The organism is Heyndrickxia sp. NPDC080065 (genome assembly GCF_050281185.1).
Classification (GTDB): domain Bacteria; phylum Bacillota; class Bacilli; order Bacillales; family Bacillaceae_C; genus Heyndrickxia.
In genome coordinates this window covers 38,754-51,300 of the sequence record NZ_JBNNWS010000013.1, presented here as the reverse complement: position 1 = coordinate 51,300, position 12,547 = coordinate 38,754, and the positions used below count along the sequence as shown (strand labels likewise).

The window sequence follows — 12,547 nt, the reverse complement described above, 5'->3', positions numbered from 1 at the left end:
TCGGACCTAACTATTTATTTTTACCCTTGCACTAATGTCAAAGGCTTTAACTGAATGTGTTAAACAACCCAATGAAATATATTGAATTCCTGTCTCAGCATACGCACGTAAATTATCTAAAGTTATATTTCCGGATGCTTCACTAGCAATCCAACTAGGTACTAAAGGAAGCCAGTTTTGAATTTGCTCAGGAACGCAATTATCGAACATAATAATATCTGCATTATGCTCTATCGCCTCAATTAATTGTTCTTTTGATTCAATTTCCACCTCAACTTTAACTATGTGACCTACTTTCTCTCTCACTTTCTGAATGGCATTAGCAATTGATCCTGCGAAAGAGATATGATTATCTTTTATCATGACAGCATCATATAGGCCTTTCCGATGATTGACTCCACCCCCAGCTGCAACTGCATACTTATCTAGCATTCGAATCCCTGGCATCGTCTTTCTTGTATCGCAGATTTTTGCATTTGTTCCATTTATCCGTAATATAGCTTCAGCAGTTAACGTTGCAATTCCGCTCATTCTTTGGACAAGGTTTAATATGACTCTCTCGCTTTTTAATAAGCTTTGGACTCTGCCTTTTGCAACTGCTAGAATATCCCCAACTTTTACTCGGTCGCCATCCTGTATTCTCATCGATACAGAAACATCTGAATCTACCACTTTAAACCCCTCTTTGATGACTACTCCTCCACAGAAGATTCCTGTTTGTTTAGCAATAAAGGTCAATTCACCTATTTCATGTATAGTAAATATACTTTCACTTGTTAGATCACAATCACCAATATCCTCATTATAAAATTCATTAAGCATTGACCTTAATTTGATTACATTCATGATGAACCCTCCTAACTTCGGTGAATTTATTGGTATGAAAAATATGTTTCATTCCCCAGCTAGTATTTTCTAATGGGAAATCTTCTCTAATATGACCTCCGCGGCTCTCTGTTCTTATAAGGGCAGCGTGAGTAATTAATTTTGAAGCAATCAACATAAAAATAATTTGAATGTCATGAGTGGTTAGGTTATTTAGATTGAGACCTTCAATATCATATTTTCCCAGCCATTTTCGTAATTGTAAGAGTTGTAATCTATTACGGATAATCCCTGCATTTTTCATCATTTTTTGTTGAATATCACATTTATTTGGCAGGAACAAATCTTCTATTTTATATTCTTGGACGTAAGTTATAATATTGTTTCCGTTTATAGCTTCACGCTTTTGCTTATTTAGGTATTCTGCTAATTTTTTCCCATAATAAAGACCCTCTAATAAGGAATTGCTTGCTAAACGATTGGCACCATGAACACCACTCCAAGCTGTTTCTCCGATTGAATATAACCGATCAACCGTTGTTCTGCCTACCCCGTCAATAACGACTCCACCCATAAAAAAATGGCAGCCAGGAGCTACAGGGATTTTACCGTTTGAAATGTCAATGTTGTACTGTTCACAAATGGTCGAAATGGTAGGAAATTTCCCCTTAAAATCTTCGATCATACTAATATCTAAAAATACTTCACGCCCCATTGATCTTTGATTGAAAATTTCTTGTGCAACTATATGTCTTGGAGCTAGGTCTTTTAAATGATGCTTACCATCCATAAACGCTTCATTTGAATCATTCATTAAAACGGCTCCCATGCCTCTCACTGCCTCAGAAATAAGTCCACATGTTTTTCCATTAATACTTAGTAGTGTTGGGTGGAATTGAATAAATTCCAAATCGGTTAATTCCGCACCTGCTAAATATGCAAGTGCAATCCCATCTCCAGCAATAGAAGTGTCATTTGAGGTATATGTGTATAGCCCTCCTACTCCACCTACCGCAAGTACGATATGAGAAGCCATATAGATTTTTGTATCACCAGCTACATTTTTCGTTTTTACCCCCACACATGTTTTAAGCTTTGGATGTATGATTAACTCAAAAACGAATTCATTTTCTGATATGCTTATATTTTTTGGAACTGAATTAAGAAAATGCTCCATAATATGTTTCCCAGTTGCATCTCCTCCACAATGTAAAATTCGATTACGACTGTGTGCACCTTCTTTCCCTAAACAAATATTTCCATTTGTATCCACATCAAACTGGATACCCGACTCAATTAACTGATTAATAATGTTTGGGGCTTCCTTCACTAATTCCAATACTTTCTTTTCATTATGAAAATTTCTCCCCGCTTCGATTGTGTCTTGGAAATGGAGAAGATAGTCGTCATCATTAGAAACCGATGCCGCAATTCCTCCCTGTGCTATATAGGAATTACTATTTTTTAATGTTGACTTTGTGATAAGTCTCACAAAAAAGGACGAAGATAAATTTTGAGCAAGCTGCATAGCTGCAATGCCACTACCAATAATAATTACATCTGCATTTTCCATAAAATTACCCCTCTTTTGTTTTAACAGGTGTCTTGACACCTATATTTACATAAAATTATTATTAAGGCAAGTGGTTTTTAAAGGAGGCACAAATTAATGATCTACTTTGATTATTCTGCTACAACACCAATTGACCATGAGGCATTGGAAGTTTATTATCAGTTGTCTACACAAGCTTATGGGAATACGAACAGCTTACATGATATCGGAACGAAAGCTGAAAATATTTTACAATTATGCCGAAATGAGCTTGCAGACATATTAACTGTGCCAATGGCAAGCATTTATTTTACTTCAGGAGGGACAGAGAGTAATCTTCTCAGTATCATCTCTTTAGCAAAAACGCAGGAACATCATGGGAAGCATATTATTACTTCAATGGGAGAGCATTCTTCAGTTCATTCTGCGATGAAATATCTTATGGATAACGGCTTTGAAATTAGTGAAATTGCTTTTAATCAAGATGGAATAGTTGACCTAGAATTATTACAAAAAAACATCAGGGAAGATACAATTTTAGTAAGTGTACAGCATGTAAATTCTGAAATTGGGACGATCCAACCGATCAGAGAAATTGCAAACTTAGTTCAAGATAGAGGAATATTATTCCATTGTGATTGTGTTCAATCGTTTGGGAAATTGGAATTAACATCCATCATTCCCTATATTGATTGTTTAACGGTCTCCAGTCATAAAATTTATGGTCCTAAAGGGGTGGGAGCCGTTTATATAAATCCGTCTGTCTATGTAAATCCCGTTTTTCCAGGCTTTCATCATGAACAAGGCTTTCGAGGCGGTACTATTAATCTACCTGGAATTGCTTCTTTCGTTACTGCAGCTAAAAAGGAGTCTCAGCACGGAAATCAATTAGAACATTATTCTACTCTTCGAAAAATATTTTTAGATGAGTTAGCTTTAAAACAAGATAAATTTACTATCTATCAATCTTTTGACTTACAGAAACAATTACCGCATATTATTGGATTAGGTTTAAATGGGATAGAAGGACAGTATGTTATGCTTGAATGTAATCGGAATGGATTTGCTATTTCAACTGGAAGTGCATGTCATGTAGGACAACAGAAGCCATCCAATACGATGAATGCACTAGGAATACCTTATAACAAAGCAAAAGAATTTATTAGGATTTCCATGGGGAAAAATACAACTACAACAGATTTGAAAGCACTAGCAGCTTTTCTAAACAATTTAACAAATTACTGATGGCAGTTTTCGTATATATTGGTGCTTTTTTTACTATAGCTAAAAACTTAATAAGCTTAAGATTAGGGGCATCTTTTCGTAAAATGTCGTCAAATCTATAGTAGCAGTAGCAGGATGGTGTATTTAGATTTTCGATTGAAAAGCAACAAGGTTTAACTGAATAGTTGGTTCATAACTGACTTTATGATAGAATCCGTATATAAAAGAATGCTGAAGGGAGTTTATGTAGTGGCAGAAGAAAGAAAATTACTAGGCAAGGATAGACGTGAATTCCTATTAAATATATTAAAAGAAAGTAAAGAGCCAATAACTGGAGGCGACTTAGCGAATCGTGCAAATGTCAGTCGACAAGTAATTGTAAATGACATTACCCTTTTAAAAGCGAAAAATGAACCGATTGTTGCAACAAGCCAAGGCTATTTATACCTCCAACATGCAGCAACAACCGATACATTTGAAAAAACAGTTGCTTGCTTTCATAGTCCAGATCAAGTAGAAAATGAACTTAATCTTATCGTCGACCACGGAGTGACAGTAAAGGATGTAAAAATAGAACACCCTGTTTATGGCGATTTGACCGCATCAATAATGGTTTCTAATCGCAGTGAAGTAAAGCAATTCATCGAAAAAATTCAATCTACAAAAGCTGTTTATTTATCAAATCTCACTCAAGGCGTTCATCTCCACACAATCGTCGCTAAGAAAGAACAACAGCTATTAGACGTTGAAGCAAATTTAAAAAAGGCTGGTTTTTTAATAGATACAAATGAATAATGGAGACCCCGCAAAGTGTCAGACAACAAACTTCAATATATTGGGAGATTCCCATTAATCCAATATGTTAATATTAAATGTTTATCAAGACACAAATGGGCACCTTTATTGTTTTACATTATAGGAAGAATAGCTTCCTAGTATCCTTACGTTACACCCGAGAGATTCGATTTCAGCTAATGCATTTTTAACTAAATCGTCTTCAATCGATTCGTTTATATCAATCATAAAAAAATAATGACCTAAACCCGTTTTCAACGGTCTAGATTCAATTTTACTTAAATTGATCTGTCTCCATGCAAAGGCTGATAATACTTGATGTAATGCCCCTGCCCGATCAGAAGGGAGAGTAACCATAATCGTCGTTTTCTGATATTCAGCAGCAAGTTTTGGCAATACTACTGTGTCATTGTGTGCCAGTACAATAAAACGTGTGTGATTAAAATCATAATCATGTATATTTTCTTTTACAATTTGAAGATTGTATTTTTCTGCAGCTAATTCATTTGCAATTGCTGCTATTTTTAATTCCGGATGTTCGCTTATGTATTTTGCAGCTGCAGCAGTTGAGGTCATTTGTTCCAATGTTACGCCTCGAAATTGATGATGCAAGAATTTATGACATTGGGCAAGTGCATGTGGGTGTGACAATATTCTTTCTACTTCATTCCAGTTATTCACTTGTGTTGGATGCACCATTAAATGCTGCTGGATCGGTACAATAATTTCTGCACGTATCGGCGGGTTTGTTTCATGAAATAAGTAATCAATGGTTAAATGAACAGATCCTTCTAATGCGTTTTCAAACGGGACAATCGCAATATCGACTTCCTTACAATTAACAGCCTTTAAGCAATCTGGTATCGTTGTATAGGCGATTCGATCTGCATCCGGAAAAGCATTTTGAACGGCAATATCAGTAAAAGTTGCTTTCGGACCTAAATACCCTGCTCTCATCTTTTTTCCTCTCCCCCATAATTTTCATATCTTTATGCTCCCGAACCTAGAATTTCAACTTTATCAATAAAGTCCAATCGACGTAGTTTAGAAAGCAAATCATCAAGATCAATAGTAATATCTGTTACTTCTAGTGAGATGGTTACATTGGCACGCCCTTGGATAGGGATTGTTTGATGTATCGTTAATACATTACAAGAATGATTAGCAATAATCCCTAACAGCTCATGAAGAGTACCTGAACGATCTTCTAAATGAAAAAATAAGGTAATGATTCTTTCTTTTACAATTGTATGAAAAGGAAAAACGGTGTCACGATATTTGTAAAATGCACTCCGGCTAAGATCAACAATTTGCGCAGCATCTGCAACTGACTCCGCTTTCCCACGTTCAAGAAGCTCTTTTAGTTCTAACGTTTTTTTCATTGCTTCAGGCAATACATCTTCTCGTACTAAAATAAATTTATAATCCTTCTCTTTTTTCCCCAATGAGCTTTCCTCCTATACAAAAATAAGAAGCCCTGCATTTTTTAATTCTTACTGTTTTTTTATAGTAGAAAAGTAAAAGTAAAGCAATTGGAAATGGAGGAGGCTTATTTTCATCTTAAACTTCCAAACTTCACAATTGCTTTTTAACGTTTTCTTAGGAAATTCTACTTATTCAACAAATTCAAATTCGTATTCCATGATTTTTACAATGTCTCCATTAGTCGCCCCACGCTGTCTAAGTGCCTCATCAATCCCCATTGATCTCAATTGTCGTGCAAAACGTCTAATCGATTCATCACGAGTGAAGTTTGTCATTTTAAATAATTTTTCCAAATTTTCACCGGTTACAACAAAGCTGCCATCAGGCTCCCTTGTGATATCAAAATCGGGTTCTTGTTTTTCATGCTTATATACAACTCGTTTTATTTCCTTTTCTTCTTCTACAGGTTCGTTTAGAGTAAATTCTGGAGTTGTTTCTAATAAATCAGCAATGGTGAACAATAAATCACGTAAACCCTTCCTGCTTATTGCGGAAATTGGAAATACCGGGTGATCCTCTTTCAGTTGTTCTTTAAATTTTGCAAGATTCTCTTCCGAATCAGGCATGTCCATTTTATTCGCTACAATAATCATCGGTCTTTCCATTAGCCGCAAATTATATTCTTTTAGTTCCTGATTGATCGTTAAATAATCCTGATAAGGGTCTCTGCCTTCAAGTCCGGACATATCAATAACATGAACGATAACTCTGGTTCTCTCTATATGGCGTAAAAATTGATGACCAAGTCCGACACCTTGATGGGCCCCTTCAATTAGGCCGGGTAAATCAGCCATTACAAAGCTGCGTCCATCTTCGGCTTCTACAACCCCTAAATTTGGTACAATTGTAGTAAAATGATAATCTGCAATCTTAGGTTTTGCAGCAGAAACGATAGAAAGAAGCGTAGATTTTCCGACACTTGGGAAGCCTACTAATCCAACATCTGCTAGTACTTTTAATTCAAGGACGATATAACGTTCTTGACCTGGCTCACCATTTTCAGCAATTTCTGGAGCAGGATTAGCTGGAGTAGCAAATCGAATATTACCACGCCCACCACGTCCACCTTTAGCGACAACCGTTTGTTGACCGTGTTCAGTTAAATCAGCAATAATTTCTTTCGTATCATCATCAATTACCACTGTACCAGGAGGAACCTTTACAATCATATCTTCAGCTCCTCGACCATGCTGCCCTTTTGACATCCCATGTTCTCCACGTTTCGCTTTAAAGTGTCTCTGGTAACGAAAATCCATTAATGTCCTTAAGCCCTCTTCCACGACAAAAATGACATTAGCGCCTCTGCCACCATCACCACCAGCAGGTCCACCCTTTGGTACATATTTTTCTCGGCGAAAGGCGACCATCCCGTTTCCTCCATCGCCACCTTTAACGAAAATTTTCACTTGATCGACAAACATAGAAGTACCACCTTTATATTTTGTAATAATCATACTTATGTAGCATTAATGAGTATTCAATAAAATCTATTTCACGTAAAATTATAAAAGAAATTCGACAGAAAAATGAGATAGACTTATTTCTCTTATATTTACATTTTTCACAACGTTTACTTGATCCTTAAACCACTTTTGTAATTTTTGCTGCTCCTGTTCTTTTATTGTTCCATTAAATTCAAAATCGAAACGCGTATTCTCATGAAAACGTTCAAAAGAAAGGAATAAATTGTTTTCTTGATATGGAATAACGATTTCCTCTAGGACATGAAAAAATGATTGAATCCAAGTTGATAACATATGATCCTCAACTGTCAATCCACCATTTTCATCTAGTATTTCATACTCAATTTGAAAAGGATGTGATTCCCAATTAAACGTAAGAAGGATTTCAGCAAATCGCGGGAGCTTTAAATTTGATAGTCTAGACTCTTGCTGTGCTTCTAAAATTATATCATCCATAATTCTTTCTACATTGTCTAATTTCTCCAATGCAATATTCCCTTTTATTAATTGAAGCTTATTCATCCAATCATGACGTGCGTGTCGAAGCACCTCAACAATCGTCCAGTTTTCCATTTAATTGACTCCCCTATTTCATTTCTTAATCGTTCTTTGCTAGTATATCAAAAGTGGGTATTTTATGCATTTCCTAAAAAAAAAAACTCTAACCGATTATTCGATTAGAGTTTTTAATCGTCAAATTAATTAAGCTTCTTGTGCTACAGGATATACGCTAACTTTTTTCTTGTCACGGCCCATACGTTCAAAACGTACGATTCCGTCAACTTTTGCGTATAAAGTATCGTCTCCGCCACGGCCAACGTTTTCACCTGGATAGATTTTAGTACCGCGTTGACGGTAAAGAATGGATCCACCAGTTACTAATTGACCATCCGCACGCTTAGCGCCAAGACGTTTTGAAATAGAGTCACGACCGTTCTTTGTAGAACCTACTCCCTTTTTAGATGCGAAAAATTGAAGATCTAATCTTAACATTTGTTCCACCTCCTACCCGAAGGTTATATTGATATATTTACCATAATCTCGTTCGATCGTTTGTAAAGAAATGACCATACCTTGTAACAGTAGCTGTACTTTATCATCTACCTCGATAGACAAATGATCAGGAACTCGACACTCGAGGAATCCACCTTTTGATTGCTTGATCATCGGTTTCACCTTTGTTAATTCCATGATTGCATTTATTGCACCGAAGGAAACAGCAGAAGCTCCTGCACAAACGATATCTTGGCCTCTTTCAGCAAAATCCGCATGTCCTTTCATCTTAAAAGATGAAATTTTCCCATCAGATGTTTGCTTAAAATGAACATGTATCATGTTCAGTCACCCTTACGCGTTGATTTTTTCGATAACAACTTGTGTAAATGGTTGACGGTGACCTTGTTTTTTGTGATAATTTTTCTTTGGCTTGTATTTGAAAACGATCATTTTCTTAGAACGACCTTGCTTTTTAACCTTTGCAGTAACAGTAGCTCCGGCAACTAAAGGACTACCAACTTTTACAGTGTCGCCACCTACGAAAAGAACTTTGTCAAAAGTAACAGTTTCACCTTCAGCAATATTCAATTTTTCGATTGTGATAGCTTGGCCTTCTTCAACTTTGATTTGTTTTCCACCAGTTTCAATAATAGCGTACATACTTGCACCTCCTTAATTAACTCAGACTCGCCAATTTCAGGCGTTTTGTAAAAAGCAAAACTTAATACCTGAATTGTGCGGTTGTAGCACGGGTGCTACAAACATAACATTAAAATCTTATCAAAATCAGTCAACTATGTCAATAATGTTTATTTAACTTTCCAGAAGACTGTATTTACAAAGAATGTTGCTTTTCTGAAAGCTCTTTTATTGTTCCAAATTGGCGAATATAATAAATAGGACGGCAAAAATGAACAACAGATAAAATTATATGTATATTTAACGCTTTTTCAATACGCTCCAAATGAATATTATTTTCACCACAAAAGACTGATTTTACATCTTCTGTTAATTCAATGAAAACTGCCTCATGTTCATTAAATGGCTTTTCCCATAACTCCCTTTCCAGTCGGAAGGCTATAGTCTCGGGACTATCAATTTTCCCTTTTCCTAAGCAAACTGGACAAGTGGTTTGAAGGGTTTCTGACAATGATTTTTTCGTTTTTTTTCTTGTCATTTGCAGGATTCCGAGAGTTGTGAAACCAACAATCCTAGTATATTTCGAATCCTTTTTTAACTCTTCTTGAAGCGCCCCTAACACTAGCTGTCGATGTTTCTCAATTTTCATATCAATAAAATCTACTAAAATCATCCCGCCATAATCTCTTAATAACAGTTGTCTGGCAATTTCTTTTGCAGCAAGTATATTCGTTTTCAGCACTGTATCTTGTATATTTTTCGTACCAGAAAATTTCCCAGTATTCACATCGATACTAATAAGGGCTTCCGTTTCATCAATAACAAGGTTTGACCCATTCTCAAGCCAAATCACTCTTTTAAGCGCCTTCTCTATTTCTGATTCAATTTTATAAAAAGAAAAAATATTTTCTTCACTCAAATACATGCTAAAATCCCAATCTAGTGTATCTTGAAGTTGAAGCTTTAAATTTTGCAATAGCTCTTGATTATCTGAAATAACTTTTCCTTTTTTTGATCGAATTAATTCATTCAGAAGTTCTTTTTCAAATAATGATGTTTTATATACTAGTGCTGGAGCCTTTAACATCCTGGCTTGAGTTTTTATACTCTGATATCTCTGACGAAGTTTGTTTAATTCAGTTAGCCACTCATTTTCACTCGAATGTAGGGCATCTGTTCTAATAATAAAGCCTTCGTGATCTATTTTTTGTTGATGAGCAAATTGCCTCCACTGCTCTCTTATTCGTTCCTCTCCTTTTTTTGATACTGCTATGTACTCACCTTCTGGTAAATAAATCGTTTTTTCACCTGCAAGCTCTATAATAGCTGTTAGAAGAGGACCTTTAATATTTGTTTCATCCTTTTTCACTTGAACAAGGATGCTGTCCCCTTTATTCATAAATTTTGAAATGGGGTGATATTGTTTATTTGGATCATCACTTTGCAAAAATGATGGAAGCTGATCTCGATGAACAAATCCATGCTTTTCTCCACCTATATCAATAAAGCAAGCGTTCATTCCATTCTTAATATCAACGACTTTTCCAATATATATATTTCCAACTTTTGTTTGATCTTGTGGTTGATCAATAAAAATTCTAGAGACTATATTGTTTTCTTTAATAGCAAACCGTTTTTCCGTTGTTCGATAGTTTATGATGATTTCATTCATGTTTATTCACCTGCCCGAATAAGGGATAGAGCCTACCCAATTGGGCAGACTCTATATACACTTTAAATATCATTATATGATTCGTCAAGGATGTAGAGAACCTTTGTCAATAAATATACATAAGATCCTTTACCCTGGCATCAATTTGCTTTTCAGCAAAATAAGCATGTAATAACTCATTCTCATCGAGATTTCCTATTTCTTTGCCATCTTTCAAAATTAGAAGGGGGTGTTTTCTCCCTCGTTGAAACTTTTCAAGCACTTCATATAAATAATCGTCTCCGTTTACCTTTAATGGCCGCAAACGCTCAAACACCATTTTTCTTCCGTAATATCTTTCTAATAAAAACCTCATAAATACAAAATTCATTTGCTTCCATTCTGCCCATAATGATAAATATAAATAAATCACCACAATCCAGATATTTAAATTAAATGGAGATATGATAATTGATAATAAATGAAATACAATAAGAAAAATGAAAGAACTAATTAAGCTAACACGTACAGATTCTAGAAATGGTTTATTTACAGAAAAAAGAATATGCAAAAATTTACCGCCATCTAAGGGCCAAATAGGGAGTAAATTGAAAACTAAAATCATCATATTATAGCTCATAAACATCTCGAAAAAGCTTAGCGATACAAGATTTACTTTAAAGAGCAGATACATAAGAGCCGAAAGCCATACATGCTGAATAGGACCTGCTGCAATAACAAGCAATTCTTCCTTTAACGGTCTATTTCCATGCTCATCCATTTCCGCCACACCACCGAATGGCAATATGGAAATTTTTTTTATTTTCCACGAAAAAAAATGGGCCATCGCTCCATGTCCCATTTCATGGACAAATATAATACTAAATAAGATTATTAAATCTTGAAAACGGGCAGTTAAGACAGCAATTCCCACAACAATCCAGAATAACGGATGAATATGAATTTTTCGTAACAGCCCTATGAAATTATTCAAATTTTATCACCTGTATTGGATCAATAAATTTTTTCCCTTGCTTAATAGCAAAATAAAACTCACCAGACAGCCCATCATCTTTATTTGAAACAGTCCCAACCTTTTTACCTGTATCTACATACTCATATTGATGAACATCAATTGTTTCGAGATTTCCGTACCAGGATTCTGTCTTATCAGAATGTTGAATAATAACCGTATTTCCTAAGTCATTCTTCTTTCCGGCAAATATGACCTTACCACCATCCATTGCATCAACAGATTCATTATTTTTCGTTTCAATCATAACTCCCCGGCCATCTTTTGCGAAATTTGTAAGAACCTTCCCCGATGCAGGCATGACATACTCCTCCTTTGCCACACTTGAATCCACCTTGTCCCCATTTTTTACAGGAAAGAGGGCAAGCGGTTTTCCAAACTGTTTTTCATACCAATTTGATACAGCGGCAAATTGAAACTCCGTTTCCATCGTATCCTTAACAAAGCTTCTAGCGTTATCTAGTTTTGGAGTTGAAGTTTTAAATAAAATTGCTACAATTAGAACCAAAACTGCTGAAGCTAAGATTTTAAAAAGGAAAAGTTCTTTATTCCATAAAGGATGTATTTTATTAGGAGGTTCCGCCTCAAAAATCGGATAAGCATCGCTATCCTCCCAATCTGTAACAATAGGATTCTTTGAATTGTCTCTTTTTTTTACTGGATATGATTTCATTTTCCGCTTTTTTGCCATCTGCCTCCGAATCTCATCCGCTCGATTTCCCATCCCATCACCATTCTCCCTTAACAGTTTGTACTATTCTATGTCGTCTAAGAATGTGATATGACAAAAAAACCATGTATAGTATGCGTTCAGCTAGTTTTACTATGTAAAAAAATCGCTTCACGCATACCATTCAGGTGATTTTATCAACAATAATCATTAA

14 protein-coding genes and 1 other annotated feature are annotated in these 12,547 nt (G+C 35.4%); of the genes, 2 read left to right on the top strand and 12 right to left on the bottom strand.

Annotated features, from left to right (window positions below; genetic code table 11):
- Positions 1 to 6: 6 nt before the first annotated feature.
- Positions 7 to 846, bottom strand: coding sequence for a carboxylating nicotinate-nucleotide diphosphorylase (nadC, locus tag ACQKP0_RS16365; protein WP_427406909.1), 840 nt, complete (start codon positions 844 to 846; stop codon positions 7 to 9).
- A complete protein-coding gene (gene nadB / locus ACQKP0_RS16360) occupies positions 815 to 2,398 on the bottom strand; it encodes an L-aspartate oxidase (protein WP_427406908.1) in 1,584 nt (527 codons plus the stop codon). The genes nadC and nadB overlap by 32 nt, the downstream gene beginning before the upstream one ends.
- Before the next feature lie 96 nt (positions 2,399 to 2,494).
- Between nadB and ACQKP0_RS16355 the strand changes: the two genes are divergently transcribed.
- On the top strand, positions 2,495 to 3,622 hold the full coding sequence (locus ACQKP0_RS16355; protein ID WP_427406907.1) for an IscS subfamily cysteine desulfurase: 1,128 nt from the start codon (positions 2,495 to 2,497) through the stop codon (positions 3,620 to 3,622).
- Between the two features lie 228 nt (positions 3,623 to 3,850).
- Positions 3,851 to 4,396: a transcription repressor NadR gene (locus ACQKP0_RS16350; protein ID WP_427406906.1), complete on the top strand. Its 546-nt coding sequence runs from the start codon at positions 3,851 to 3,853 to the stop codon at positions 4,394 to 4,396.
- Positions 4,397 to 4,501: 105 nt separating this feature from the next.
- Here ACQKP0_RS16350 and pheA read toward each other — a convergent pair whose 3' ends face one another.
- The 10 genes from pheA to ACQKP0_RS16300 form a co-directional block, all read right to left on the bottom strand.
- Positions 4,502 to 5,353 carry a prephenate dehydratase gene (gene pheA / locus ACQKP0_RS16345; protein ID WP_427406905.1) on the bottom strand — a complete coding sequence of 284 codons (852 nt, stop codon included), beginning with the start codon at positions 5,351 to 5,353 and terminating at the stop codon, positions 4,502 to 4,504.
- Positions 5,354 to 5,385: 32 nt separating this feature from the next.
- Positions 5,386 to 5,841 (bottom strand): ACT domain-containing protein, encoded by a 456-nt coding sequence (locus tag ACQKP0_RS16340; RefSeq protein WP_427406904.1) that lies wholly within the window; start codon positions 5,839 to 5,841, stop codon positions 5,386 to 5,388.
- Positions 5,842 to 6,009: 168 nt separating this feature from the next.
- Complete coding sequence (gene obgE, locus ACQKP0_RS16335) at positions 6,010 to 7,302, bottom strand: GTPase ObgE (RefSeq protein WP_427406903.1); 1,293 nt, start codon at positions 7,300 to 7,302, stop codon at positions 6,010 to 6,012.
- Between the two features lie 81 nt (positions 7,303 to 7,383).
- Positions 7,384 to 7,917: a Spo0B C-terminal domain-containing protein gene (locus tag ACQKP0_RS16330; RefSeq protein WP_427406902.1), complete on the bottom strand. Its 534-nt coding sequence runs from the start codon at positions 7,915 to 7,917 to the stop codon at positions 7,384 to 7,386.
- Positions 7,918 to 8,046: 129 nt separating this feature from the next.
- Positions 8,047 to 8,337 carry a 50S ribosomal protein L27 gene (gene rpmA / locus ACQKP0_RS16325; RefSeq protein ID WP_427406901.1) on the bottom strand — a complete coding sequence of 97 codons (291 nt, stop codon included), beginning with the start codon at positions 8,335 to 8,337 and terminating at the stop codon, positions 8,047 to 8,049.
- A gap of 12 nt (positions 8,338 to 8,349) precedes the next feature.
- Entirely contained in the window at positions 8,350 to 8,679 is a 330-nt protein-coding gene (locus ACQKP0_RS16320) for a ribosomal-processing cysteine protease Prp (RefSeq protein ID WP_427406900.1), read from the bottom strand.
- A gap of 12 nt (positions 8,680 to 8,691) precedes the next feature.
- Positions 8,692 to 9,000 carry a 50S ribosomal protein L21 gene (gene rplU, locus ACQKP0_RS16315; RefSeq protein ID WP_427406899.1) on the bottom strand — a complete coding sequence of 103 codons (309 nt, stop codon included), beginning with the start codon at positions 8,998 to 9,000 and terminating at the stop codon, positions 8,692 to 8,694.
- A 13-nt stretch (positions 9,001 to 9,013) separates the two neighbouring features.
- Positions 9,014 to 9,093 (bottom strand) — a sequence feature (ribosomal protein L21 leader region).
- Between the two features lie 82 nt (positions 9,094 to 9,175).
- Positions 9,176 to 10,651 (bottom strand): Rne/Rng family ribonuclease, encoded by a 1,476-nt coding sequence (locus tag ACQKP0_RS16310; protein ID WP_427406898.1) that lies wholly within the window; start codon positions 10,649 to 10,651, stop codon positions 9,176 to 9,178.
- A 106-nt stretch (positions 10,652 to 10,757) separates the two neighbouring features.
- Positions 10,758 to 11,624, bottom strand: coding sequence for a M50 family metallopeptidase (locus ACQKP0_RS16305; protein WP_427406897.1), 867 nt, complete (start codon positions 11,622 to 11,624; stop codon positions 10,758 to 10,760).
- A complete protein-coding gene (locus ACQKP0_RS16300) occupies positions 11,617 to 12,387 on the bottom strand; it encodes a peptidoglycan DD-metalloendopeptidase family protein (RefSeq protein WP_427406896.1) in 771 nt (256 codons plus the stop codon). Before ACQKP0_RS16300 ends, ACQKP0_RS16305 begins: the two co-directional genes overlap by 8 nt.
- Positions 12,388 to 12,547 lie beyond the last annotated feature (160 nt).

What these genes read in the sequence shown, in the direction of transcription:
- nadC (WP_427406909.1), bottom strand. Translation starts at nt 846, where the DNA reads ATGAATGTAATCAAATTAAGGTCAATGCTTAATGAATTTTATAATGAG.
- nadB (WP_427406908.1), bottom strand. Translation starts at nt 2,398, where the DNA reads ATGGAAAATGCAGATGTAATTATTATTGGTAGTGGCATTGCAGCTATG.
- ACQKP0_RS16355 (WP_427406907.1), top strand. Translation starts at nt 2,495, where the DNA reads ATGATCTACTTTGATTATTCTGCTACAACACCAATTGACCATGAGGCA.
- pheA (WP_427406905.1), bottom strand. Translation starts at nt 5,353, where the DNA reads ATGAGAGCAGGGTATTTAGGTCCGAAAGCAACTTTTACTGATATTGCC.
- obgE (WP_427406903.1), bottom strand. Translation starts at nt 7,302, where the DNA reads ATGTTTGTCGATCAAGTGAAAATTTTCGTTAAAGGTGGCGATGGAGGA.
- ACQKP0_RS16330 (WP_427406902.1), bottom strand. Translation starts at nt 7,917, where the DNA reads ATGGAAAACTGGACGATTGTTGAGGTGCTTCGACACGCACGTCATGAT.
- rpmA (WP_427406901.1), bottom strand. Translation starts at nt 8,337, where the DNA reads ATGTTAAGATTAGATCTTCAATTTTTCGCATCTAAAAAGGGAGTAGGT.
- ACQKP0_RS16320 (WP_427406900.1), bottom strand. Translation starts at nt 8,679, where the DNA reads ATGATACATGTTCATTTTAAGCAAACATCTGATGGGAAAATTTCATCT.
- rplU (WP_427406899.1), bottom strand. Translation starts at nt 9,000, where the DNA reads ATGTACGCTATTATTGAAACTGGTGGAAAACAAATCAAAGTTGAAGAA.
- ACQKP0_RS16310 (WP_427406898.1), bottom strand. Translation starts at nt 10,651, where the DNA reads ATGAATGAAATCATCATAAACTATCGAACAACGGAAAAACGGTTTGCT.
- ACQKP0_RS16300 (WP_427406896.1), bottom strand. Translation starts at nt 12,387, where the DNA reads ATGGGAAATCGAGCGGATGAGATTCGGAGGCAGATGGCAAAAAAGCGG.